The following is a 23,424-nucleotide window of genomic DNA, read 5'->3' on the forward strand; positions in this document are numbered from 1 at the left end:
TCTCTGTAAATAGTACACTAAACGATCTAATCTCTAAAAAAAAGAAAAATAAGGAGGTTATAATGTCCGTGCTCGTAATAGAAAAGCTAAAAGAAGTAATTGTTATTAATGGCAATATTGAAATTGCTATAGCAGAAATAACTGGCTCATTAATAAAATTGGCAATCCAAGCGCCGCTTGAAATACCAATATGTCGGGAAGAAATTAGCAGGGCGATACTTTTTCAGACTAATTAAGTTAGGTATTTTCAGCTAAATTATATAACCCGATATTAAATGGTCTTTCCAATTAAGGGGTCAGATCATCAACCACATTTAATTCCGTTTTAGAATTTATGCTATTTTGTTGTGGCAAAATCCAAAATACAGTCAAACAAAGCCCAACAAAGTAAAAACCAGCTGCAATAAAAAATGCAAGACTCATTCCGGCGGTAAAAGCAATAGAGCCGATCAAACTGCCTAAAATTGCAATCCCCAGAACACTTCCGCTCTGACGGGCGGCATTAATGATACCAGAAACAACTCCTCCATCAGCGGACGAAGCAGAAGACATGGCTGCAGAAACTGTTGAAGGGGCAATGAATGACATGCCAAATCCAACAATCAGCATAGGCATAATGATCGCCAAATAAGAACTATTTTGATTAATAAACGTTAGTGTAATAAATCCGGAAAATCCTATAAGTAAGCCAATACACATGGGGATACCAGGGCCTATTTTTGCAGTCAATTTTCCACAAAAAAATGCGGTTAATGCACCAATGATTGCCTGAGGTAAAAAAGCAAATCCTGTTTCAAGGGCGGAATACCCTTTAATTTGTTGAAAATACAGACTTAGGACAAATAGTTGACCGTAATATCCAAAATTGATGATGATTCCAACGATTAAAGCTGCGGTAAAACCTCGGCGGTGAAAAATACCTCTAGGTAGTAACGGTGAGGATGAGAAAACTTCCGCTAAAATGAAGGCAATAGTTGAAATAATGAATACAAAAACGCCTATGACCACAGAATAGTGAGTCCATCCCTTTGATCCCGCAGAAATGCAAGAATAAGTCAATGACCCAAGGGCTAGAATGGAAATAACTTGAGCAAAAAATTTTATCTGCTTAGGCGAACGTTCTATTTTTGGAATAAAACAAAATACCATATATATGCCTAAAAGACAAAACGGTATATTCAATAAAAAAATAGAGCGCCAACCAAACATCGAAAGTAAAAAACCACCTAGAACTGGACCGGCTGCAATCGCGATACCGCCGACACCACCCCAAACACCAAAAGCTCGTGCTTTGGCACGTGGTTGAACAAAAATATGATGAAGAATGGACAGAGAATTTGCAACAAGTAGTGCAGCTCCACCCCCTTGCAGAATTCTTGCGAAGATTAAAAACCACAAAGAAGGTGCTAAGCCGCATAACAAGGAAGCAATAGAAAAAATGGATAACCCAAACACAAAAACTTTTCTTGCACCTATACGATCCCCTAATGCACCGGCACCTAAAAGCAATGAAGCAAAACTCAAAGTGTAGGAGGTAACTGTCCATTGTAATCCGCTTACGTCTATATGTAGACCTAAACGTAGATTATCTAAAGCAACATTGACGACACTCGTGTCTAAGCAAACGAGAAAAAAACCTATGCATACGGTAAGTAATATACCCTTTTGCAATGAATCATGTTTTATTATAAGAGTTGATTGATATCTTTTAGACAATAGATCATCCTCCCTCAATGATTCCATTCATACGGATAGCAGCATTGGTCAGTATCTATGGGGATATGAATATTAGTAATCCAATGTACTATTAAATCATAAACTTTTTGAGGTTCTTCCAGCATTACCCAATGTCCTAAACATGATAATTGAATAACCTTTATGTCAGATGTTTCTAGTTGGTTAAGTAACAGGCCGTTAATTTTTTTCGAAGCTATAAATAAATGTTTTCCTTTAACAAAATTTAAGTAATATTTTTGGTGAATTAAGAATTTCTGAGTGGCTTTCGCATATTGATAAAATGCTTCTGGGTAGCAACGAACAAAACTACTATAGTAACGCAGAAGAGATTCATTAGGTGCTGTTTGAATTTCAGTTAATAAGTTATTGTATGCTTGACTATAAAATATGTCAGCTGAGGCATATCGATGCACTTGGCTGCTATAACGCCATGGCTCTGCTGCGTAAATTCCATCCATATCTACATAAGCAATCAAATGATTTTTAAGCTGGGGGAGTAAATTTAAGGCAATAACATTCCCAGCAGAGTGACTGATTAGTATAAGAGGATTATGATTTATTGCGACCTCTCCTATTAAACACAACAGATTATCGGTTGCAATACTAATATAATCTTCGTAGTTTGAAACGCTTGCATGAATGGACGCGCCAAACCCAGGTAAGTCTGGCATTATTAAAGTTCCTAACCCTAATAAATTGCTATGAAGAAGAGCCTCTTTGAAGCATAAACTAGATTCCCCGATACCATGAATAAAAAGTATGACGGGAGCATCTAATGATAAATTTGTACTTATGCGGGTATAAAAAATTCCCTTATGAGTAATAACAGATTTACTAACAGATGCCATCATACTTACAAGCAATTAAGAAAGCTCTATGATAAGTAATATCAACCACTGTCCTGTTACCCATCTTTTGACGAATAATTTGATGTAAAGTATCGATAAAGTTATTTTTAAAATTTTCACTACATGGAATAGAGTAGTTTTCGAAGTTAAGATAAGCTAAAGCTGGTCCAGAATTAAATAAGCCAACTATTTTTTCAAAATCACAAGCTTGGGTAGTAACATCTTCATCAAAAGCTAAACGAACATTAAAACCATGATATTCTAATAAGGCTTGATAAGCACTGGCATTTTTAAGATGAAACCATGGATTTAAATAGTGTTCCATATATTGTTTTATATTGTCTGATTTACAGGTTTGATCAATGGCATCTACAATAAAATCACACCATTCAGTTACTGGAGTTTGCAAAGCAAATACACCTTGATTTTTTAATGCTTGGTGAATTTTTTTTAGCACAGGAACAGGATCTTTAAACCAGTGAAACACAGAATTACAAAAAATTACATCAAATTGAGAGGTGAAAGCCATATTTTCACCTTTTTCACAAACAAATTTTATAAACTCACCATAAGACTTTTTAGCTTGTCGAATCATACCTTCTGAGGGATCGATCCCTATTACCCGTCCCGAAGTTTTTTTACTTAACTCGAAAGCAAGATGTCCGGTCCCACACCCTAAATCTAAAATAGACTCTTGTCCTTTAAAAAAAATCAAACTAATTAGCTCTTCGCCAGCAGAAGCTTGATTTTTAGCAATTTTTTTATATTCATCCGCCACTTCAGAATATTTCATAACAAGCTCCATTTATGAAGGATCAATCATAATTCAAAATTTATTGAATAAATCTTTACTTAATAACGGTATATTAAGTTGTCTATATTAAGCATTTTTTCTAATGGTCTCTGTGCCTTATAGATTATCTCTTCATCTAATAATATTTCTGAATTTTTATGGTTTAATTGAGAAATAATTTTATCCAATGTGTTCATCTCCATCCAAGGACAATGAGCACAAGCGACACAGGTAGCCCCAGTCCCTCCGCTTGGCGCTTCTATAATCTCCTTTTCAGGAGCAATTTTAGTTAACTTATAAATTATTCCTCGATCAGTAGCAACAATAATTTGTTTATTTTTAATTTTTTGAATTTGATCAATCATGTCTTTTGTAGACCCTACAAGAGTGGCAAGATTAATTACTTCTAAGGGGGCTTCTGGGTGCACAAAAACAGCAGCATCAGGATTTTTTTCAATCAGATTTGCAATTCCTTTTGCCTTTAGAGACTCATGAACAATACAAGCTCCATCCCAACATAAAATATCTGCTTTGGTTTCTTGCTTTAAGTAAGAACCCATGTGCTTATCTGGAGCCCACAAAATTTTTTCACCTTTACATTCTAGATAATAAATTAATTCAACAGCTTTTCTCGAGGTAACAACCCAATCGGCTAGTGTTTTTACTTTAGCAGATGTATTAATATAAGCAATTACCGTTCTATCTGGGTTATTTTGACAAAACAACATAAAGTCATCATATCCGCAACTTAAATCCAAGGAACAAGTAGCATTTTCGTCAACAATATAAACATGTTTATCTGGATTTAGAATTTTAATAGTTTCAGCCATGAAATACACGCCAGCAACTAGAATAGATTGACAGCTTTGCTTACGACTCCATATGGCCATATCTAGTGAGTCACCGACAAACCCCCCAGAATTTTCTGCAAGATCTTGCACTAATGGATTTGTATAATAGTGAGAAACTAGTTTACAATCTTGCTTTGCCATCAAGTCAATAGCATTCTCAATCTGTATATTCATATCAAACTCCGAAATCAAATTGTAAAATGTCAATATAAAGTTTATGAATAGAAATGAAAATATTACTCCTTGCTCTTACTAAAATCATCCAGTTTGGTTGAAAACATATTGTATGAAATGTTGTAATCATAAGTGTCCAATCCTTCAGCTTTTTTAAGTTTAGATGATAATATGTAAAAGAGAGGAATAAAAAAAGCACTATAGACCACTTTAAAAAAATAATTTTGAACTGCCATGGATATCATTTGCCCAAGAGAAAGTTGAGTAATAAAAAATATAAAAATCCAAATTATCGTATATGTAATCTCTCCCATAGCTGAAGCGCCTATTACACGTAACCATAAATATTTTCCATGGTTAACAATTTTTAATTTAGAAAAGAAATATGCATTAGAAAAGTCTGATAAAACGATTGATATTCCGTTAGCCAAAAACAATCTTGGCATATTTCCAAAAACATGAATATATTCAGTATTAGCTTTGCTTGAGAGTGGGGGCAGCATAATTGAAGCGCATATACCGATTGTAACTATGGTTAAACACAAAAGCACGCTCCAAATAATAAGTCTTACAATTTGATAACCATAAACTTCAGAAATAGTATCCGCAAGTAAATAGGTCAGAGGAAACAATAAAATTCCTCCAGGCTCTGTGTAAGGACCAACTCTAACAAGATTAGGTGAAAGTAAAATAGATGTAGTCAGCAAACCAATATAAAGCATCCCAAGACAGGGAAGATACTTTTGTCTTCTGGCTGGTATTCTTATTGGATAGAAAACTTTATTAGTAGATACAACATCTTTTGTGGATGGCGAATCAGCAAAATATTGCTGACAAATTTGTTTTACGTTTAAAGGTGAAAAAGATGAAAGAAAAGCTTGGTCATTGTAACAGTCAATTAAATTTCTTTTGTAAGTTTGATATTTTCCTTGAACCCTATATATTACTGAAGTTTGTCCTTTCTCTAAAGAAAATCCCTCTAGCTCATAGCTATAATGGCTGTCAAAGAAATTTTGAATTCTATAAAGCCATGTAAAAACAAAATTCTTGAAAGCTTCAATAATTTTCATACTCTAAGGTTCATCCTGCTTTCTTTAACTATTGCAATAATTTCGAATTTTGTATCGTTATAATGTATCACGCCATAGCCTGGATTAAGTGCAACAAGCTTTGACTCATTTTCATTTTGATATTTTCGACATATTTTTAGTGAATTAGCCAAAATATTTGCGATCACATAATCTCCATGCTCGGGTTTATCATTCTCTGAAACTAACAATACGTCGCCAACCTCAAATTTTGGTGACATTGAGTCGTCCTTAATTTTAAGAGCATAACTTAGATCTGAATGATCGAAGGTTCCTCCAACCATACCCTCATAAGGCATTTGATTTTCCTCACCTATTTTCTCCCAAGATAAAATAGGTATTTGAGATACCTCTGTTAATTGAGTTGGATAGTGAGTTTTAAGAGCGGAAGACCCAGTAGCCAACCATAGGGGGTCCACCTTAAGGTAAATTGCAATTTCATTAATATATCTGGATTTTTGTATTTTGCCAGATTGTCTATGTCGGTTTGGATGCCTTAACGGATCGTGAGGTATCTACGGCGGTAGGGAATGCCTTATTTGCTGATCTAGTCGCTGTCGCCGGTCGGCTGTATAAGCACGGCTTGTATGATGGTTTTTATAAAACAGCCACGCAAAGTAAAGCCCTCCCTCGCATTTGCGTTCATTCGGATGAATTCAATGAAATCATTGGCGATGAATTCATCCCTTTGCTCAACAAGGGTCGAGGCGCAGGCATCACCGTCGCAGCTTACACACAGACCTGGTCTGATGTCGAAGCCCGTCTAAAGGCCGCCGCCAAAGCGGGTCAAGTCGCTGGTAATTTTGGCACGATCGTGATGTTTCGTTGCAAAGAAGCACGCACGGTTGAAATGCTATTGGAGCAATTACCCCGAGTCCCCATTTTGCGGGTTATCCCTGCCTCAAGCAGTAGTGACACGGCGCATGGTGAGGAAGGGGTCTTCTTCCGCTCCAGTAATGAAGATCGCCTCTCCCACAGTGAGCAGCGTCTGATAGAACAAAACGACGTATTGAATTTATCAAAGGGACAGGCTTTTGCTCTTCTGGAAGGGGGAAAGCTATATAAGTTGCGTATGCCGCTGCCTCAACAGGAGTCTGTTGAAGTACCAGCGGATCTGGAAAATATTTTGCGCTTAATGTCTTCGCAATCGCACTGTTTTCTCAAAGCCGCTTAGCTTATAGGAAATCGCTATGGAAAAAGTCACAGAACCTCAATTATTGCCTTGTTTATCAGGTGAAGCTATTAGCCGACAGCCACTGATACAGCCACTACTATTACAATTGAAATCCCTCATCAGTGCGCCTCCCGATGTATATCAACAATTGTATCTTGCTACTTTCACAGCGTTTGCAGAATTTTGCCAAGCCATGCCTTTTGACGTTAAGCAACCGGAACCCTATAGCTTACTGAAACGGCAATTGGAGCTAGCGGTCACTGCTTTAAAATTACGTCGCGGTTACATGTTGCCTCAACATTCTGAGAGCGAATCCATCGCTGAGCAAGAACCTTTATGGACTTATGCAGTTTTCACAGTTTGCTTATTAACCGGATTGGCACGGTTACAAACAGATCGCGCTGTAAATTTATACCTGAACAATAATGAAAAACTCGGTCAGTGGTCAGTATTAGCTGGCACTTTGTATGAGCCAAAAACTTATTACACAATAACCGCTCGTCCCAATCACGCATTAATAGATTCCAGTCATTGCATGGCGCTTCTTGTAGGAAAACTTATTCCTTCCTACGCCATGCGCTGGCTGGCTTCGTATCCTGATGTCTTTGATAGTTGGTGGCAAGCCATCACATCAGGCGTGCAAGTAGAAAGAAATGACTCACTTATGGGTTTAATAAAAAAAGCAATTGAGGAAATAGAATATCCATTACATTCTGAAAAACTTAAAGCGATAAAAAAACCAGCTGCTAGCACCTTAGAAGATTTCACCGTATGGTTAGAGCAGCAATATCAGGATAGCGACAATGATTCAGAGAATAATTCATTCCTGCGTGTTACTCCCGGTTTATTTATTGAATCAAAGCGCATTGATGATTTCCTGTCTTGCTATCCACAATATTCCTCTCAAGAACATCTACTAGAAAATCTCCATGATTATTTATTAGAAAAAAATCATTCCGTACTCCACCGTTACCGGCCAGATCGATTTGAAAATCGTCTGATTTTAGAAGGGATCATACTGCAAGTAATGTATTTACCAGACTTTTTAAAATCACTTCCGATTCAGTCTAATTTCGTCAGTGAAATTCCCTTATAGGAGTAGTTATAGTGACAAAATCTCAGCAAACTGAAAATCATGAATTAATTCCAGAATCCTCTCAAACAAAGGCACTGCCGCTTTATATGGATGGAGATATCCACCTCACTTTACACACCCGGTTAGCGCAATCCTTATTAAATGGCAATTGGAAAGCCTATCAACAGGGTTTGTGGCAGTTTGCTACGAAGGTACGTGATTTATGGAAAGGGCATCAAGCAGATGACCCTTATGCAGATTGGTGCTTCATGAAAATAGACGAGAAAATAAATCATATTCAAGAAGCGATGCAAAAAATAGAACAGCATTTAACGTACCGCTTATCACAACTACGTGGATTTAATATCCCTTTATTTGAAAATCCAAAACCGATGCCATTAACGTTGAGATTTGTCACACCTTTTAGTTACATGGCGGCTGCTGTACTGTCGGAGTTAGACTATATCTCACGACAAGCTTATACCTTACGCCATATCGGGCAAATCGTGGAATTCAACCAGCTCCCAATCAGCGTGGTGCCAAGTATTCGTCAGTTATTTTCTATTCCCTTAGCTTGGAAAGTGCATGTCTCGCGCCAAGATATCCGTGATAATAATGCGCTGGCAAAAGAAGCCAAAGATAAAATGGGCGAAATCCCCGCGGTGATTTTAAATAAAGAACTTAAGTTCTTATTTTTGCTAAACACCCTTTCAGGGCGTTGATTCTCGAATAAAATAGCGTAAAATACCTGTATGAGTCTCACTGCAAGACTTAAAACCGCAGTAAAGATCAGGCGTGCTACGATGCAACTTCCCTGGTCGTCGGAATTTATTCCGATTTCGTGGCCGTACTCGCTTAGCGGGTATTCTACTTTACCTTCCGAGGGTTTTTTAAACCCTTTCTACTTGACTATCCGTTGCAGATTATCTGCAATTCTACTTTATTATTCGTTTATTTTTTTAACGTGGATCTCGCTTGACCTATTTGGTTCAGTCTTTATCTCGTTAATGGTATTCGACTCTTCAATCTTAGCCTTGATAAGAAAATGTATTTTCATTTCAAGGCTTGGTGCAGCTATTTTTCTTTTCGTTGAAGGAAATTTTTAAGAACCTTCTTTAATCCAGTTCAGCTGATTAAGTACTTGGCATAGCCATTGCTCAAGAAGCTGAAATTCACCATGCAGAATATTCAGAAGATAATTAAATCGCTTCTGTATTTCTGCATGAAAACCACCCATAGGGGAAAAACCCCTTATGGGTATTTCCTCTTTATTTTTACAAGGAGGAAATATGAGTAAATTTGTATTATGTTTATCTGGCTTCGGTAACTTATCCAGTATTGAACAAGCACCGGAAGGCATGATCCTCAAGATCAAAGTCCTTTCCTGGTCTTCGGACGATATTGAACTGGAATGTCTTGTCGATGAGGCAGACCTGATAACCCGACTCGATGAACTCACGCAGGCGTGCCAGACTGGCGAATATGTGGTGTTGCATTTTGTGGCGCACTACAATCAATTTTCGCAGTGTTACGCTGGTTTAACTGAGCAGGATCCAGCTCAAATGGTACAACTCAAAAGTAGGTTGATGGGATTCAAAGGCTGGTTACGGGACAGTAATTTACCTCCCGCCACTTCGCCCAAGGATATTTAACCGTCGCGATCTTTACTTATTGGAGTTATGCTGTGCGATATTGCGTTCTGCGCTAAACATAAATCATCCGCGCCATAAGGTTTTCTTATGGCGTTCTACGTAAACCACCCAACGGGGGAAATAGCTCCCCTGAATGGGTATCAGCTAATTCTTCCGTTTTTTCTTTGGAGAAATTATGTCTGATTTATTACCTAGGATATATGTTGCCTGTTTGGCTGCATACAACGATGGCCATTTACACGGGATTTGGCTGGATGCGGATCAGGATGTGGATATTTTGCAAGAATCCATTACTGAAATGCTCCGCTTAAGCCCTGAGTCCAATGCTGAAGAGCATGCTATTCATGATGTTGAGAATTTCGGCTCTCTAACAATACATGAATATGAAAGCTTAACTACTGTTTCAGCATGGGCAAAGTTCATTGTTGAGCATGGAAAGATAGGTGCTGAACTCATTGCTTATTGCAGTGGGGATATCGATCAAGCCGTCACAGTGATGGAAGATTGCTATCACGGCGCTTATAACAGTGAGCCTGATTTTGTTGAAGAATTTCTCGACCAAATAGGCACACAAATACCTGAAAACCTGCGCTGGTATGTTGACTACGAAAAAATGGCTAGAGATTGGTTTATCTCGGATTTTTTTTCATTGAAGGTTGACGGAGACGTGCATGTGTTCAGTTCATACTGACCTGAGTCAGGGGTTTATGCCCCTGATTCATTAAATGTTGTACCAGTAAGTGGCTTTAGTCACTTATGAAATCGTCTCTCACGAGGCGTCGTTTTCATAGCAATATGAAAATGTCACTTAACTGATACTATTATGAATCGATTAATTGTAATTACAGGGTGCTCGGGTGGTGGAAAATCAACTTTGATTACCGAGCTTGAATCGCAAGGTTATTATACCGTTCCCGAGCCAGGAAGAGCCATTGTCAAAGAACAATTAGTAATCGGCGGAGATTTAACGCCTTGGCAACGTCCCATTGATTTTTGTGCAGCCATTATTAAACGCTCTGTGGCTGATTACCATGCTATGAATGATATATTGTCATCACAAAACGATCACTATTGTTTTTTTGATCGCTGCTTTTTAGACGCTATTAGCTACTTTCAAACGCTAGCGCGACCCGATGCTCATCAGTACGATGATTTATCCTCGACGCTAAGGTTTAATCCGCTGGTATTCATGATCCCGCCGTGGCCGGAAATTTATTGTCAAGATACCGAAAGGAAACATACGCTTTCTGAAGCGATGGTGGAATACCGGCGGTTAATAGCATTTTATCCGAATCAAGGTTACCAGGTATTAGAGGTTCCTAAAGTTAGCGTGAAAGAGCGTGCGGCATTTATTGTTGCCAAAATAAAAGCACTAGAGAATGGTCCCTAAAAAATCATCCTAATTCTTCTTTAAATTATCTGCTTTATCTTTTATCTCTGCCAATGCGAAGCCCTACACAGGCTGTTAATACATCTCCCGACCCTGCTGCGCTTGTTTATCTTTCCGCTATCGTGGTTCATTAAAGAAAATAAAATCACGCTCGTTGTAAAGATATCAAATATCGTTTAATATCTTTAAATATCTGATATCGAATATTTTTGATATCAAGCCTTACTTTTTCAGGAGATCCTTCACATGCGCCGAGATACCATTACCTACGATGTTTTTTGCCAGACTGTTCAAAAAATGCAGTTGGCGGGAGAAAAAATCTCCGTCCGCACCATCCTCAGCCATATTGGCGGTGCTTTTGGAACGATTGCCACCTTCCTAAACCGGTGGAAGAAAGAACAATCTTATGCTCAGTCAGTGATTGATCGCGATTTATCCGCCAGCCTCAGAAAAGCCATATTGGCGGAAATAGGCCAAGCCGTGGCTGAAACGAAAGAGCAGTCCCAGTCTCAGATAGATCAAACCAACGAACAACTTGAAGAGACATTAGAAACGCTTGCCAGGCAAGAAGCCACATTAGATGCGTATGAAGCCCAAACCAAACAATTGGAACAACAGCTCAGCACGGCAACCTCAATACAGGCTCAGCAGCTGGATAGGATTGCCTTGCTTGAAAAGAAACTGGAAGACTATTTGCAAAATCAACATGAAACAGACAAGCGGGCTGCTGTTGCAGAGGCTCGGTGTCAAGAACTGGAAAAGCAACTCAGCCGGCTAGAAAAAGCAGCTAATCGGCCAAAACTAAAAGCTAGAGCACTAGCATGAAATCTATCTTACTTGATTTACCTATGCCAATTATGACGCCACGTCTTTTAATAAGACCGTCACGAGTAGGCGATGGAACTGTAGTCAATGCCGCTATTTTAGAGTCGTTTGCTACACTGCATCAATTTATGGATTGGGCTAAAGAAAAACCCACACTGGAGGATTCTGAGGAGCAAGTACGCATTGCAGCTGCCAATTGGATTTTAAAGAAAAACGAAGAACCCTGGCTGCAATTATTTATTTTTGATAGGCATAGTGAGCAATTTATTGGCGCAACTGGCTTTCACTCGATTGATTGGGAAGTTCCGCGAGTCGAGACGGGTTACTGGATAAGAACCTCCTGCCAAGGCCAAGGCTATATGACCGAGGCTATCAATGCCATCACTCAATATGCTTTTAAGCAGTTAGCAGTAAAACGTATGGCCATTACTTGCGATAGCAAGAATGTTCGCAGCAAAAAAATTCCTGAGCGTTTGGGTTATCATTTAGAAGCCACACTTAAGGCACACAGGATAGCTATTAATGGTAAGCTCAGCGATACGCTGGTGTATGCTTGTTATGATATAAAGAACCTTCCTTCGCTATCCGTGGCATGGGATTAGCGTGATTAACCGATAATCGGCAATATTAATTTACCTTCAAAAGGAGATGGCATCATGAAAAAATCAATTATGGTGGTTACGGCAATAACAGCTTTGGCATCTCTTATATGGAGCTCAGCCTGTCTTGCTGTCACCTTGTCGCCCATAAATAAATCTGAGTTTGAAAAATCCATTATTAATAAAACACTGACTTCCATTCCTACCGACAATCTCAATGGACGCACAATTAACAACACATTTTCTTTTTATCTCGATAACCAAGGCCATGCCTGGGGAAAAATGTCCGTCAAACCGAAAGACGAACCGCAAACCGACCAAGGAACCTACTCAGTCGACAAAGACGGCACTTTCCACCTTACCTGGCAGCATTGGGATTATGCAAAAACGTTATGCGGACATTTATTTGAAACACAAAATGCTTATATCAGCGTCGATTGTGACAATGTATTTCATACCGTTTTTATGAAAGAGAATATTCTTTCCGGCAATCATTTATAAATCTTGAAGACGACCATGAACCGTTTAACTCACACCAGTGCCAAACCCTCACACTATAATAAAGAGGCTAAACACTATGATGCTTTTAACGAAAAAGCATCCCAGGCGACTAATGCTGCCATAGAAAACATTCTAAAAAAATATCGAGTAAAAACTGTGTTGGATATGACCTGCGGTACAGGCTCGCAAGTTTTTTGGCTGGTGTCATTTAGCACCTTAATTCCCCCACCCATAATCGCCTAAATTGTCGAAAACCAGGCAAACTTTACAAGTTTACACCGCAGCGCAACTCAAAGACATGCTGCACCGTAATGGCTTTAAAGTGCTGAAGCAATGCAGCATTGATGGATCGAGATTCTATGAATATCGAACAGAGCGACTGCTATTAATAGCCAGAAAAATTTAGAATAAGTCCATTGTGGTCAAAATTTTCATCGTTGTTTTCCGCTATTTTTCGGTATGTTTTGCATGATAAACCGCGGCGAGGATTCTATTGATTAGTTTTTGCAGCCAGCAGTGCTTTTAAGGCATTAATGGCTGACATCGCTGTAGGCCAACCGGAATAAAATGCCAGATGGGTGATAAGCTCGACCAGCTCTTCCTGACCAATGCCATTTTCCAAAGCGAAATTAAGATGAAATGGCAATTGCTCTCTACGATTCAATGCGACCAGAGTTGCAACTGTAATCAGACTGCGATCACGTTTGGATAAGCCTTTGCGCTCCCAAATATCGCCGAATATGATATCGTCAGTCAATTCTGCCAGCTTAGGCGCAATATCGCCTATGCTGCGTTTACCAATACCTTTGTTGTCTTTCATACTATATTTCCCTTGTAGAAATTTTAAGAATCATTATTTTATTCTTGAATAACATTGATAACAACATTACCGATAGCCGTACCACCCTCCACTAATTGGTGAGCAGCGACAATGTCTTTTAGCTCAAAACGTGCGGCGATTAGATGTTTTAATTCATTGGACTCCAGAAGAGAAGTTATATCCCGAATAGCCTGTGATCTGGCGTCATTTGGAAGTTCATAGACATTCACCAGATGAAATGTCGCCCCTCTAAATAGGAAAAGATAAAAAGGTAATTCTGGATTGGGATTCCCCATTGAAGCGTAAGTTGCGACACTGCCATTTAATTTAAGGATATCCTGGGTTACTGCTAAATTTCGGCCAAAATCGACTTCTACAATGTGATCTACACCCTTATTGTCGGTTAGGGTATGTACTTTTTCCACGATGTTGTCTTTGCGATAATTCAGTATATAGTCGGCACCCGCTTCTTTTGCATATCGCGCTTTTTCTGGATTACTCACAGTCGCAATCACTGTAGCGCCACCCCACTTAGCGAACTGAATAGCATAATAGCCCACACTGCCAGCTCCACCTGTCACTAAAACTGTCTTGCCTTCGATATTGCCATCGACAAAGACACATCGATGCGCAGTCAAAGCCGGTATACCTAAACAAGCACCGGCCTCAAACGAAACTACATCGGGTAGTGGTATCGCTAAGGCTGCGGGAAGAACCACAAATTCCGCAGCTGTGCCAAAAGCACGTTGCCAACGTGCATTATAAGTCCAAACACGTTGACCAATGCGATTATGAGAAATCTCTGCTCCTACTTTTTCTATAATACCGGCTCCGTCACTATGCGGGATTATTTGAGGGAATGGCATTTTTTCTCGTATACCCCGGCGCATTTTTACATCCGATGGATTTACGCCTGAAGTATGTAATCGAATCAATACTTCATTGGGTTTAATATCCGGTATAGGGGCTTCACCAATCTCTAGGACTTCTTCAGCCGAGCCTATTTTTTCATACCATGCAGCTTTCATAAATTATTTCTCCTATTCGTGCCGGTTTGTTAAGTTTATCTGGATAATGGAGAAAGCATCTACAGGCGTTGCTGAGCACCAACGCCATCGAGGTTCATAATGATGCTGGAAGTTTTCCTCTTTTATCTGCGCGTGGAGCTCAACTAAAGAAAGTTTATGCTCCTATCATTTTATCCATGAAGTGATTTTTTTAAATCTAAAACCTCAACTTTAAAAAAACGTGAATCTAGCGGGCATATTTCAAAATTTTCTGGCAAATCTTGACGGCTAATAGATTTAAACCCATATTTTTGATAAAACTTTTGAGCAGCATGAAGCTTGCTTACTGTGCCAAGATATAAACACCGAAATCCATGCTTGACCGATGCTTTTAACAAGGTATCCATTAATTTTTGAGCAACTCCCTTTCCTCGATATTCAGAAGTAACAAAGAATTTTTTAACTTCTCCTGTTTTGGCGTCAATTTTTTTCAAGCCGATGCTGCCTATGATTTTTCCCTGCTCATCCACAGCGTACCAAAAATTATAGCTATTGTTATAATAATACTCTTGCTCAGCTTTTAATATACCAGCATTAGTTTCCTTGGATATTGGAATGGAAAATTCGTTTTTCTGAATATTAGAAATCATGCTGACAATTTGCTGCCTTAATGGACGAGAAGTGGAAAGAGTGGCTATTTTAATTTGCTCTTTTTTTAATCTGCTTTTTTCTAAAGCAGCACTATATTTACTGATTGCCTCAATAATTTTTAGCATTTCTGAATCATCCAAAAATTCAAAAGCGCCACTCACCTTAGAAATAGAAAATTTATCAATCTTTTTTATTTCACTCTTTCCTTTGAGGGTTGTATGTAAATATTTTTCACGCTTATCGATTCCGGCTTTTAATTCTATCCAATCATTTTTTTCAAGGTATTTGACGATTCTGGACATTTTAGACACTGACATAAGCAATAGTTCAGCTAAATTTGAGATGGTGATATCAGAAACTCTGTTAATCTCGATCAATGCATGCCAATGCCCGGGTGTCATATTGGAATCAAGCTGATCTACTTGCAATATGCCCAATTCTCTTACTAATTTTCTAGATACTTCTCTTAATGTTTCAATTTGAGTTACTTTCATAAATTTACCTCATTTTGGTATTATTATAATAAATACACTTGTAATATGCAACTATATTTATTATAATATTTAAAGTTGTTTCAATAGAGGTAAATTAAATGAGCAGTATTCCGTTGTATTATGAAGACACTTATCACTTCTCAGGCGAGGGAATTGTCGAGTCGCTGGGTCAAGATGAAAAAGGGTATTTTATTGTCTTAGATAAGACCTTATTTTATCCACAAGGTGGAGGGCAGCCTTCTGATCGTGGCCATGTGATATTTGAAGGTAAAAAAATACTCATACATGCCGTCAAGGTGATTGATAAACAAATTCGTCATTACACAGATGCCGGGCATCCAGAAATTCTCCACAAGCCAGTTATTTTGAACATTGATCCAGATGCCAGAATAATGCACGCCACATTACATACTGCCGGTCATCTTGTTAGCAACGCAGTTGAGGATTTTTCACAGGATTTTACGGCAATAAAAGGTCATCATTTTCCAGGCGAGTGTTACGTTGAATTTTCTATTGTCGCAAATAGCCGGATATTGGATCTCAATGTAATTCAACAGAGAATAGATGTCTTGATAGATCAAAGTCTGCCCATACAAAAGCGAAATGTCAGCGCCGATCAATTAGAAAGCATATGCCCAGGGTTACCCTATACAATCCCTCAGCATGAATTAGTTCGTCTCATTAAGATTGGGTCGTTTGCATACCAGCCTTGCGGAGGAACTCATTTGCATACCTTATCTGGATTGAAAGGTTTAAAGTTGACCAAACAAAAAATAAAAGGTAATAAAATTAAAATTTATTATAATGTTAATTAGCTGAATGATCTTGTGTATTTTAAGTCGTAAACGTAGCCGCACATCGAACAAGCCAAGCGCGAATTATTTTTTCTTCTTTTGGCGTTAATTCAGCTAACAATTGCTTTTCCAGCTGCTCTACTAAATCCATACATTGAGCTAATCTTTTTTTGCCTAATTCAGTCAGGTATATTTCCTGAATGCGCCCATGCACTTCATGGGCTTTCAAAGAGACTAATTCTGCCTGCTCAAGATTGGCAACAATAATTTTAACAGCCTGGCGTGACAACATACAGGTACGCGCTATATCAGCTGCGTGTAATCCCGGATCAAATTTTAATACACTGAGTACGGCAAATTGTGGATGAGTAATGCCATACCGACGCAACGTATCGTCAATCTTTAGGCGAAATGCATGGCTGGCTTGCCTTAATAAATAGCCAATATGGCCTTTTTCACCTCTGAATCCTTCGCCTGGTTTCTTGATAGACATTAAATGATACCTCCTGCCTAACATTGACAATGCATTGTCAATGTGTTAATATATTGCCATTATACACGATGAGGCAGCGAATGAAAATTGTGATTATTGGTGGAGGTTTTGCAGGGGTATGGAGCGCTTTAGCAGCAGCCCGTCATGCTATATTACTTGGAAAATCAGAAAAACTTCAGATTATTGTCATTAATAAAAACGATTTCCACGGAATGCGACCTCGCTTCTATGAAGATAATCTCAATCAAACTCGCATTCCTCTTGCTCAGATATTAACTCCCTTGGGTATTCAAGTGATTGTTGCCTCCGTAAATCACGTGGTCTTCAACCAAAAAAAAATCGAGCTGGACACGGGTGAGTCTATTTCGTATGACCGATTAATCTTGGCAGCAGGCAGTCAATTCCAGGCACCCAATATTCTCGGATTAGAAGAATACAGTTTTAATGTGGACACTTTTGAGGCCGCACAGAAACTGGCCGTACATTTAGAAAAACTCCCCTCTAAGCTAAGTCTTGGACGTTCAACCATTGCAGTCGTTGGTGGTAGTTTTACCGGTTTGGAGGTAGCCACTGAATTAGCAGAACGTTTAAAGAACATTTTTCAGGGAAAAGAAAATTTTCGCATCATTATTATCGATCGCAACCAAGTGGGTGGTTCTTTAGGCAGTCATGCCGAGCCTTATATTTTGGCTGCGTTAGAGGAACTCGGAGTTGAGAGTGTATCTAATAGCGGTGTGACCTCCATGAATGAAACCCAACTCACTTTGACATCTGGGGAGGTAATTGATACACAAACAGTCATCTGTGCAACCGGTATGCGTGCTAATCCGCTAACCAAGCTTTTTCCAATAGAGCAGGATATGCAGGGACGGCTTCCGGTTGATAGAAATTTACGGATCTCTGGTTTAGAAGATGGTTTTGCAGCAGGTGATGTCTGCGCTGCACGGACGGATGAAACCCATCTATCATTGATGTCCTGCCAACATGCCATGCCACAGGGTAGAGTTGCCGGGCATAATGCAGTCGCTGATTTGTATGACCAACCTTTACTTGTTTATCAACAACCCAAATACGTCACTTGCCTGGATTTAGGCTCGTGGGGTGCTCTTTATTGTGAAGGTTGGGATCGCCAAGTAATTTCAGTGCGAGACACGGCGAAAAAGATTAAAAATTATATCAATCATGAGCGTATTTACCCGCCCTTAAATGGGAACCCAGATGATTTGATGAAGGCGGCTGATCCTACGTTTAAACCTCTTCCAGATAGTCAATAGCAATATAAATACCTCGACTCAAGATAACCCTGCTAAGGTAGCAAATAGATATCAATGATACTGAACATCGACCAAAAAGAGGTACGGATGCTGGCAGACGGCTGGACGGTAGTGACTAAAGATCATTCCTTGTCGACGCAGATTGGCTGCCTGCGCTCTCAGAGGATTTTCTGCTGAATGGCTTTTAGTTGAAATTTTGTAATATCTTGTTTTTGGTGCTTAACACGATTGATAAATAAACCCCTCTTGCCAAAATAAAACAAGTATAGGCTAGCCAAAGCCCTTGATTAGCAAGCGGTTGGGAGACATACCAAACAGGGATGAAAACGATGAAGGTAGAAAATAAAATTGAGTTACGTAATGGCTTTGAGCATGCTGCGCCAATGAAGACGCCATCTAAGAGAAAGCCAGGCACAGAGATTAAAGGTAATATCACTACCCAGGGTAAGCTTTTCATCGCAATGAATTTGACGTCAATTAAAGAGGTCATCAAGGAAATAAGCAAGGGTCCAAACATATAATAGCCAACCACAAATATCAGACCAAAAATGCCTGACCATTGTGCGCAGGATTTAACTTGAATGTAAAAATCTTGTTTATCTCTTTTACCGACTGCACGGCCAACTAAAGTTTCAGATGCAATTGCAAAACCATCTAAGGCAAAGCTAGTGACTAATTGTAAATTCATTAATATCATATTGGCTGCAACAATATTAACCCCTAAATAAGCACTTTGTCGGGTAAAAAATGAAGTGGTTAATACCAAAAATAAGGTTCTGATGAATATATCTGTATTCAGTGAAAATAATTGTTTGGTTCGTTGTAATGAAAATAGAGGTTGATGCTTTATAGATGGCGATTGTTTAAGGTAGAGCTTATAGATTAACCATACACCTAGACTTGCACCAATGGTTTGGGTAATAAGATTTGCTAAGGCAATACCATCTGCACCTAAATCAAAATGCCAAACCAAAATATAATCCAATACCATTGCAGAGATATTTGTTATCAATAATAGAGCTAGAGGTGTCCTGGTGTTATGACGACCAAAGAAAAAGCCATAATTGACATAGTTTATCAGAGTAGGTATGGCTGAAAAAATACGGATGTCAAAATAACTAGCCAACATTTTTTCGACATTAACATCTGTATGTATGAATAGTAAGATACCTTGCTTTAATAAAGAGCTGAAGCAGATTAATAGCAGAGCAATAACTATTGCGATTGTAAAGCTTTGATAATAAATCTGATTGCTGTCAGGGTTTTGAGCAGCCAGGGAGGTTGTGGACATACGTAGAAAACCGAAACACCAAAATAGCACATCAAATACCATCGTTCCTAATGCTACGGTAGCAATAGCACCTGGATGTGGGAGATGCCCTACGACAGCAGTGTCCACCATACCCAACAATGGGATGGATATATTTGACAATATCATGGGCCAGGCTAAAGCCCAGACTTCTGAAGATAAGACGGGTTTCATCCACTGAGTTTACCTGGATATGGGGCATTGTCCAAATCAATTAAACCAAGTCATCCCTGAGTGGCAGTCGCATATTCTTTCATTACTTGTGAAAACAATTCCGGTTTTTGCCCCTTACAGAATCCGATTCTGTTAGAGAGCTGTCAGATAAAATTCAACGGCAATAAGTTTCAATTTCTGAAGCTCTATAATGACCCATCAGCTGGCTGACACATTCGCGCGCTTTATCCCATGTCATCCCGGCCTGCAACATCTCCCGCAAACGTTGTTGCGCAAATGTATGGCGCAGGCCATGTAGCCCTCTGGAACTATAAAGAGCCTGCATACATGCTTCACTCCAAAGCTTGGAAAATTTAAACCCCGCCGGTAAATCATAGTATTGTCGGGTAACGACATTTGCCTGCTTACGCTCTCTAAAATCCCTGGGTATCAGTAAACGAACTTCCGCTAATTTGGCTGCCGCTTCAGGAGATATAGCAGAGGTATATTCATGTCCGCCTTTGCCAATAAATGTCACCTGAACCCAGTGCTCTCTTCCAAGAAATCGGTCTGTGTGTAGCTTATTTAATCGAGCGTTTTTAGCGGGTCTCTCCGTCGCTAAACATAGGGAAGCCAAATCTTTAGCACGGCAACCGGATTCGAGAAGAATCTGGATGGCCAGGTGGCCATTGGCGGTATAAATTTTCTGCTGAATGGCTTTAATTTGTAGTGGGGTATAAGCACGCACTTGTTTAGGTTTATCCCGTTTATCGGTAGCTCTAGAAGGAACATTTAGCTGTCCAACCAAAGGCAATAATTCTAAAGCTTTTGCATATCCTTGCACGGTACGGACACGGATATTTTCTTGTAACCGAGCATTAATGTAAGCTTGCGCCTGTTGCTGGGTGATGTCTTTTAGACGCTGGATACCGTGTAATTTTTGTATGGTTTCTGCCGCACGACTGAGGTCTCCTTGGTAACGCAGAACGGTACGATCACTGCGAAGGATGGCTCCGCTGGCCTTGCTTTTGCCACGGTTCGCACGAGCATCAATGAACTTCTCTGCCTGTTCTCGCATGGAGAATTTGGCATGACCCTGAACCGGAATTTTGCTCTTTTCCATTAACTGAATTTGCTCCTATGTACTTGAGATTGCGTTCAAATATCGCTGAATGCTATGGTGGGATACAACCAATCCTTTCTTCATAAACAGCCATAGTTTTATATCGCGGCAAGAGGCTTTTGCCGTAGATAAGGATATGATTTCTGAGTGATAGCGTTCCAGTTTGCGTGAGCCCGGCACTAGTGGGCGAGCATTCGCCAATTTGCGCAGTTGTTTGATTTCCACAGTGTTCTTTTGGGCTTCTTCTTGGCTTAATGCGTCTAAGCAAACGGCCTTTAGATTGCGCTTTCGACCGATACGCCTGATGAGTTTTTCGGGGTGTTCGCCGCGAAGCAAAGCGGAGCAGTTTGCTTCTAAAAGCCGTTTACATGCCCGCGCATTTCCGCCGCTTGGCAGAGCCGTTATCAGCTGTTTCAGACAGGTATGAAGGCCGCCGATGACGTCTATTTCCAAGCGGTTTTTTACTGGGTTTTCCGTCTCAAATGCTTGTCTCATAGTCCCTGTCGCTTTTTTTCAGAGAAAATAACATTATTTCCTTTTTAAATCATCAAGATAGCTTGCGCCATATTAAAGGGGTACCCTGACGGGCGCAGCCCGTCAGGGTACCTTCACGCTACCGTCAATTTTGAGATTATTTTAACAAGGTTTTGACTCAAAAAGAGCTACCATTTTGTTCTGAGTTTCAAGGAAACTTTCGGGCAATGATTTAGATTTTTAATAGATCAATTATTGACCCTCGGCAGCAAGTAATATCCAGCACAATTGTGTATAGACAAAACAAACTGAGATATTTATTCTCAGTTTACAGAAGTTCCATATTTCCGACCCCCAAGGAGTTCTTTATGCCGCTTATTAAACCGGTTAACTTAGACACAGTGCGAATCAGGGCTAAACTTCCTAAATCCCTGGATACTGAGATAGAGCAATATACTCAATGGGCAGGTATAGAAAATAAAGAGTTTTTCTTGATTGAAGCAGCTAGATTTGTTTTAAAAGCGGATAGAGACTGGAAAACTCATAAAGACAGTCATAAAGTAGGAAAAATCTAACTTTCCTGATAATCGAGCGATCTAGCGTGATACTCCAGTTATTTTATTGTCAACCCATATAGTTGGAAATAAACGATGAAATTTCCTTATTCGCCAATTGATCTCACGCATGCGCTGGAACAATCCATTCCCACCTGGGATGGTGACTGTGGTTTTCAACATAGAGTTCGCTCTAATTATGATGCATGTCCAAATGAAGTTAAATTCAGGGTAGGTGAATTTGCCATGCAATCCGGTATTGGAACGCATCTGGATGCTCCGGCACATTGCATACCCGGCGCTAGCACAATCGACCAAATTTCTTTAGAAAAATTAATAGCGCCCTGCGTGGTTATTGATGTCTCAAACCATTGCGACGAAAATTACCGCGTTTCACCGCAGGATATAAAAAATTTTGAGAAAGAATTTTCGCTTATTTTGCCGGGTACATTTGTCATGATTAAAACCGGCTGGGAACGCTTTTGGGAAGAGCCTGAAAAATACAGAAACAACCACCGATTTCCTTCGGTTTCTAAAGAGGCTGCTTCTTTACTAATCGAAAAAGATGTCTGCGGATTGGGCATTGACACTTTGTCACCCGATTGTCCAGAAAGTGGATTCCCCGTGCATCAATTATTTTTACAATCGAATAAATTGATTGTTGAAAATGCGGCTAATTTGCATGACTTGCCAAAGATTGGTAGTTTTATCCTGGTTATTCCTATTAAAGCAAAAGAAGCTACTGAAGCGCCTATTAGATTGTTTGCGTTAATACCCACTACTTGAGACTTGTCGCCCATGCTGAATTCAACGCTACAAGATATGCTTGCACACATCGATTCCTTTGAAAAATATGAGCAATTTAAATCCGACCATGCGGATAAATTAAAAGAGATGGCTGAAGAGATTATTAAACATCATTCATTTTCATTTTTTCAAAAATTCCGAATAATTTAAAATCTTTTCAGGGTGCATATAGCCTTGCTTACCATGCAGTATTCCATAATAGGTATCAGTGCCTGCTAAAGGTTTTGCCTCCGCCAGCAGCCATTCACTGACAGGTGGGATATCTTCTGCTCCCTGTTTAAAAAATACTAACTTGCTCTGATTTTTTAGAGAACGCAAAATACTTTTGCTCACCGCCGGTTCTTCATCTTGTGCCATTTCATAATAGCTGCGCATATCCAAACTGGAACGAAGTATTAACCAGGCTTCATGGCCGTGCTCATCGAGGAGTAAGAAGCTATACGATTCATCCAGGAGGTAATATTCGATGCAATGATGTTCTACACAGACAGCATCAAATAATTCAAAAAAAGCAGGCGATTGCAGTGGGTGGGTTTCCTGGCTATCTAGGGATTTCAGTATGCCTATGGATTGTTCAATAAAATAGTCCTGCTGTAATTCATGTACATAGCGAATAAGTTTACGGTAAGCCCCTAATAATTCCATCCCATATTTGAATTTTTCTAGCGAATGTTTTCTTTATATAAATAAGGACTTATTGATAAACTGCGGCAGGAGAGAGGTGGGTTCTACTTCTTTGCGTCTGATTTTGTGAGCTTGATTGA

30 protein-coding genes are annotated in these 23,424 nt (G+C 39.4%); 15 read left to right on the forward strand and 15 right to left on the reverse strand.

What is annotated here, in order from left to right; genetic code table 11:
• On the forward strand, nucleotides 1-236 hold a 236-nt coding region (locus VHE99_01620; protein HVV67724.1), incomplete at its 5' end, for a carbon storage regulator.
• A 52-nt stretch (nucleotides 237-288) separates the two neighbouring features.
• Here the strand turns inward: VHE99_01620 and VHE99_01625 are convergent.
• From VHE99_01625 to VHE99_01650, 6 genes are all read right to left on the reverse strand, one after another.
• Complete coding sequence (locus tag VHE99_01625; GenBank protein ID HVV67725.1) at nucleotides 289-1,716, reverse strand: MFS transporter; 1,428 nt, start codon at nucleotides 1,714-1,716, stop codon at nucleotides 289-291.
• A 14-nt stretch (nucleotides 1,717-1,730) separates the two neighbouring features.
• On the reverse strand, nucleotides 1,731-2,588 hold the full coding sequence (locus VHE99_01630) for an alpha/beta hydrolase (protein HVV67726.1): 858 nt from the start codon (nucleotides 2,586-2,588) through the stop codon (nucleotides 1,731-1,733).
• Nucleotides 2,572-3,378 (reverse strand): methyltransferase domain-containing protein, encoded by an 807-nt coding sequence (locus VHE99_01635; protein HVV67727.1) that lies wholly within the window; start codon nucleotides 3,376-3,378, stop codon nucleotides 2,572-2,574. Before VHE99_01635 ends, VHE99_01630 begins: the two co-directional genes overlap by 17 nt.
• 59 nt (nucleotides 3,379-3,437) lie before the next feature.
• Nucleotides 3,438-4,403, reverse strand: coding sequence for a quinolinate synthase NadA (nadA, locus tag VHE99_01640; GenBank protein ID HVV67728.1), 966 nt, complete (start codon nucleotides 4,401-4,403; stop codon nucleotides 3,438-3,440).
• A gap of 62 nt (nucleotides 4,404-4,465) precedes the next feature.
• The gene (locus VHE99_01645; GenBank protein ID HVV67729.1) at nucleotides 4,466-5,473 is read right to left on the reverse strand and encodes a queuosine precursor transporter; all 1,008 of its coding nucleotides are present in this window, start codon (nucleotides 5,471-5,473) and stop codon (nucleotides 4,466-4,468) included.
• Nucleotides 5,470-5,895 (reverse strand): S24 family peptidase, encoded by a 426-nt coding sequence (locus VHE99_01650; GenBank protein ID HVV67730.1) that lies wholly within the window; start codon nucleotides 5,893-5,895, stop codon nucleotides 5,470-5,472. The genes VHE99_01645 and VHE99_01650 overlap by 4 nt, the downstream gene beginning before the upstream one ends.
• 83 nt (nucleotides 5,896-5,978) lie before the next feature.
• On the opposite strand from VHE99_01650, the gene VHE99_01655 reads away from it, so the two are divergent.
• The 3 genes from VHE99_01655 to VHE99_01665 are packed head-to-tail and all read left to right on the forward strand — an operon-like array spanning nucleotide 5,979 to nucleotide 8,462.
• Complete coding sequence (locus VHE99_01655; GenBank protein HVV67731.1) at nucleotides 5,979-6,665, forward strand: TraM recognition domain-containing protein; 687 nt, start codon at nucleotides 5,979-5,981, stop codon at nucleotides 6,663-6,665.
• 16 nt (nucleotides 6,666-6,681) lie between these two features.
• Nucleotides 6,682-7,761 (forward strand): TraI domain-containing protein, encoded by a 1,080-nt coding sequence (locus tag VHE99_01660; protein ID HVV67732.1) that lies wholly within the window; start codon nucleotides 6,682-6,684, stop codon nucleotides 7,759-7,761.
• A gap of 11 nt (nucleotides 7,762-7,772) precedes the next feature.
• Nucleotides 7,773-8,462, forward strand: a complete 690-nt coding sequence (locus tag VHE99_01665; protein ID HVV67733.1) for a TIGR03761 family integrating conjugative element protein — start codon at nucleotides 7,773-7,775, stop codon at nucleotides 8,460-8,462.
• A gap of 380 nt (nucleotides 8,463-8,842) precedes the next feature.
• Here the strand turns inward: VHE99_01665 and VHE99_01670 are convergent, their stop codons facing one another.
• Entirely contained in the window at nucleotides 8,843-8,977 is a 135-nt protein-coding gene (locus tag VHE99_01670; GenBank protein ID HVV67734.1) for a hypothetical protein, read from the reverse strand.
• Nucleotides 8,978-9,029: 52 nt separating this feature from the next.
• Between VHE99_01670 and VHE99_01675 the strand changes: the two genes are divergently transcribed.
• From VHE99_01675 to VHE99_01705, 7 genes are all read left to right on the forward strand, one after another.
• Nucleotides 9,030-9,392: a hypothetical protein gene (locus VHE99_01675; GenBank protein HVV67735.1), complete on the forward strand. Its 363-nt coding sequence runs from the start codon at nucleotides 9,030-9,032 to the stop codon at nucleotides 9,390-9,392.
• Between the two features lie 175 nt (nucleotides 9,393-9,567).
• Nucleotides 9,568-10,083 carry an antirestriction protein ArdA gene (locus VHE99_01680; protein ID HVV67736.1) on the forward strand — a complete coding sequence of 172 codons (516 nt, stop codon included), beginning with the start codon at nucleotides 9,568-9,570 and terminating at the stop codon, nucleotides 10,081-10,083.
• 132 nt (nucleotides 10,084-10,215) lie between these two features.
• Nucleotides 10,216-10,782, forward strand: a complete 567-nt coding sequence (locus VHE99_01685) for an AAA family ATPase (GenBank protein HVV67737.1) — start codon at nucleotides 10,216-10,218, stop codon at nucleotides 10,780-10,782.
• 246 nt (nucleotides 10,783-11,028) lie between these two features.
• Complete coding sequence (locus VHE99_01690; GenBank protein ID HVV67738.1) at nucleotides 11,029-11,607, forward strand: DNA-binding protein; 579 nt, start codon at nucleotides 11,029-11,031, stop codon at nucleotides 11,605-11,607.
• Nucleotides 11,604-12,209, forward strand: a complete 606-nt coding sequence (locus VHE99_01695) for a GNAT family N-acetyltransferase (GenBank protein HVV67739.1) — start codon at nucleotides 11,604-11,606, stop codon at nucleotides 12,207-12,209. Before VHE99_01690 ends, VHE99_01695 begins: the two co-directional genes overlap by 4 nt.
• Before the next feature lie 54 nt (nucleotides 12,210-12,263).
• A complete protein-coding gene (locus VHE99_01700) occupies nucleotides 12,264-12,707 on the forward strand; it encodes a hypothetical protein (protein HVV67740.1) in 444 nt (147 codons plus the stop codon).
• Between the two features lie 15 nt (nucleotides 12,708-12,722).
• Nucleotides 12,723-12,950 carry a hypothetical protein gene (locus VHE99_01705; GenBank protein ID HVV67741.1) on the forward strand — a complete coding sequence of 76 codons (228 nt, stop codon included), beginning with the start codon at nucleotides 12,723-12,725 and terminating at the stop codon, nucleotides 12,948-12,950.
• Between the two features lie 247 nt (nucleotides 12,951-13,197).
• Here VHE99_01705 and VHE99_01710 read toward each other — a convergent pair whose 3' ends face one another.
• The 3 genes from VHE99_01710 to VHE99_01720 form a co-directional block, all read right to left on the reverse strand.
• Nucleotides 13,198-13,527 (reverse strand): carboxymuconolactone decarboxylase family protein, encoded by a 330-nt coding sequence (locus VHE99_01710; GenBank protein HVV67742.1) that lies wholly within the window; start codon nucleotides 13,525-13,527, stop codon nucleotides 13,198-13,200.
• Nucleotides 13,528-13,565: 38 nt separating this feature from the next.
• Nucleotides 13,566-14,555 (reverse strand): NADPH:quinone reductase, encoded by a 990-nt coding sequence (locus VHE99_01715; protein ID HVV67743.1) that lies wholly within the window; start codon nucleotides 14,553-14,555, stop codon nucleotides 13,566-13,568.
• 170 nt (nucleotides 14,556-14,725) lie between these two features.
• Nucleotides 14,726-15,679: a helix-turn-helix domain-containing GNAT family N-acetyltransferase gene (locus VHE99_01720; protein HVV67744.1), complete on the reverse strand. Its 954-nt coding sequence runs from the start codon at nucleotides 15,677-15,679 to the stop codon at nucleotides 14,726-14,728.
• Nucleotides 15,680-15,777: 98 nt separating this feature from the next.
• Between VHE99_01720 and VHE99_01725 the strand changes: the two genes are divergently transcribed.
• The gene (locus VHE99_01725) at nucleotides 15,778-16,494 is read left to right on the forward strand and encodes an alanine--tRNA ligase-related protein (GenBank protein ID HVV67745.1); all 717 of its coding nucleotides are present in this window, start codon (nucleotides 15,778-15,780) and stop codon (nucleotides 16,492-16,494) included.
• 19 nt (nucleotides 16,495-16,513) lie between these two features.
• On the opposite strand, the gene VHE99_01730 is transcribed toward VHE99_01725, so the two are convergent.
• Entirely contained in the window at nucleotides 16,514-16,966 is a 453-nt protein-coding gene (locus VHE99_01730) for a MarR family transcriptional regulator (GenBank protein HVV67746.1), read from the reverse strand.
• Between the two features lie 80 nt (nucleotides 16,967-17,046).
• Between VHE99_01730 and VHE99_01735 the strand changes: the two genes are divergently transcribed.
• Nucleotides 17,047-18,240, forward strand: coding sequence for an FAD-dependent oxidoreductase (locus tag VHE99_01735; GenBank protein HVV67747.1), 1,194 nt, complete (start codon nucleotides 17,047-17,049; stop codon nucleotides 18,238-18,240).
• A 184-nt stretch (nucleotides 18,241-18,424) separates the two neighbouring features.
• On the opposite strand, the gene VHE99_01740 is transcribed toward VHE99_01735, so the two are convergent.
• From VHE99_01740 to VHE99_01750, 3 genes are all read right to left on the reverse strand, one after another.
• On the reverse strand, nucleotides 18,425-19,723 hold the full coding sequence (locus tag VHE99_01740; protein ID HVV67748.1) for an MATE family efflux transporter: 1,299 nt from the start codon (nucleotides 19,721-19,723) through the stop codon (nucleotides 18,425-18,427).
• 154 nt (nucleotides 19,724-19,877) lie between these two features.
• Nucleotides 19,878-20,825 (reverse strand): hypothetical protein, encoded by a 948-nt coding sequence (locus tag VHE99_01745; protein HVV67749.1) that lies wholly within the window; start codon nucleotides 20,823-20,825, stop codon nucleotides 19,878-19,880.
• A gap of 15 nt (nucleotides 20,826-20,840) precedes the next feature.
• Nucleotides 20,841-21,320, reverse strand: coding sequence for a hypothetical protein (locus tag VHE99_01750; GenBank protein HVV67750.1), 480 nt, complete (start codon nucleotides 21,318-21,320; stop codon nucleotides 20,841-20,843).
• Between the two features lie 347 nt (nucleotides 21,321-21,667).
• Here VHE99_01750 and VHE99_01755 point away from each other — a divergent pair, with 347 nt between their 5' ends.
• Together VHE99_01755 and VHE99_01760 are read left to right on the forward strand one after the other, a co-directional pair.
• Nucleotides 21,668-21,874, forward strand: coding sequence for a hypothetical protein (locus VHE99_01755; protein ID HVV67751.1), 207 nt, complete (start codon nucleotides 21,668-21,670; stop codon nucleotides 21,872-21,874).
• A 75-nt stretch (nucleotides 21,875-21,949) separates the two neighbouring features.
• The gene (locus VHE99_01760) at nucleotides 21,950-22,639 is read left to right on the forward strand and encodes a cyclase family protein (protein HVV67752.1); all 690 of its coding nucleotides are present in this window, start codon (nucleotides 21,950-21,952) and stop codon (nucleotides 22,637-22,639) included.
• Nucleotides 22,640-22,780: 141 nt separating this feature from the next.
• Here VHE99_01760 and VHE99_01765 read toward each other — a convergent pair whose 3' ends face one another.
• The gene (locus VHE99_01765) at nucleotides 22,781-23,305 is read right to left on the reverse strand and encodes a hypothetical protein (GenBank protein HVV67753.1); all 525 of its coding nucleotides are present in this window, start codon (nucleotides 23,303-23,305) and stop codon (nucleotides 22,781-22,783) included.
• Nucleotides 23,306-23,424 lie beyond the last annotated feature (119 nt).

The organism is Gammaproteobacteria bacterium (assembly GCA_035546635.1).
Taxonomy (GTDB): Bacteria; Pseudomonadota; Gammaproteobacteria; order JAURND01; family JAURND01; genus DASZWJ01.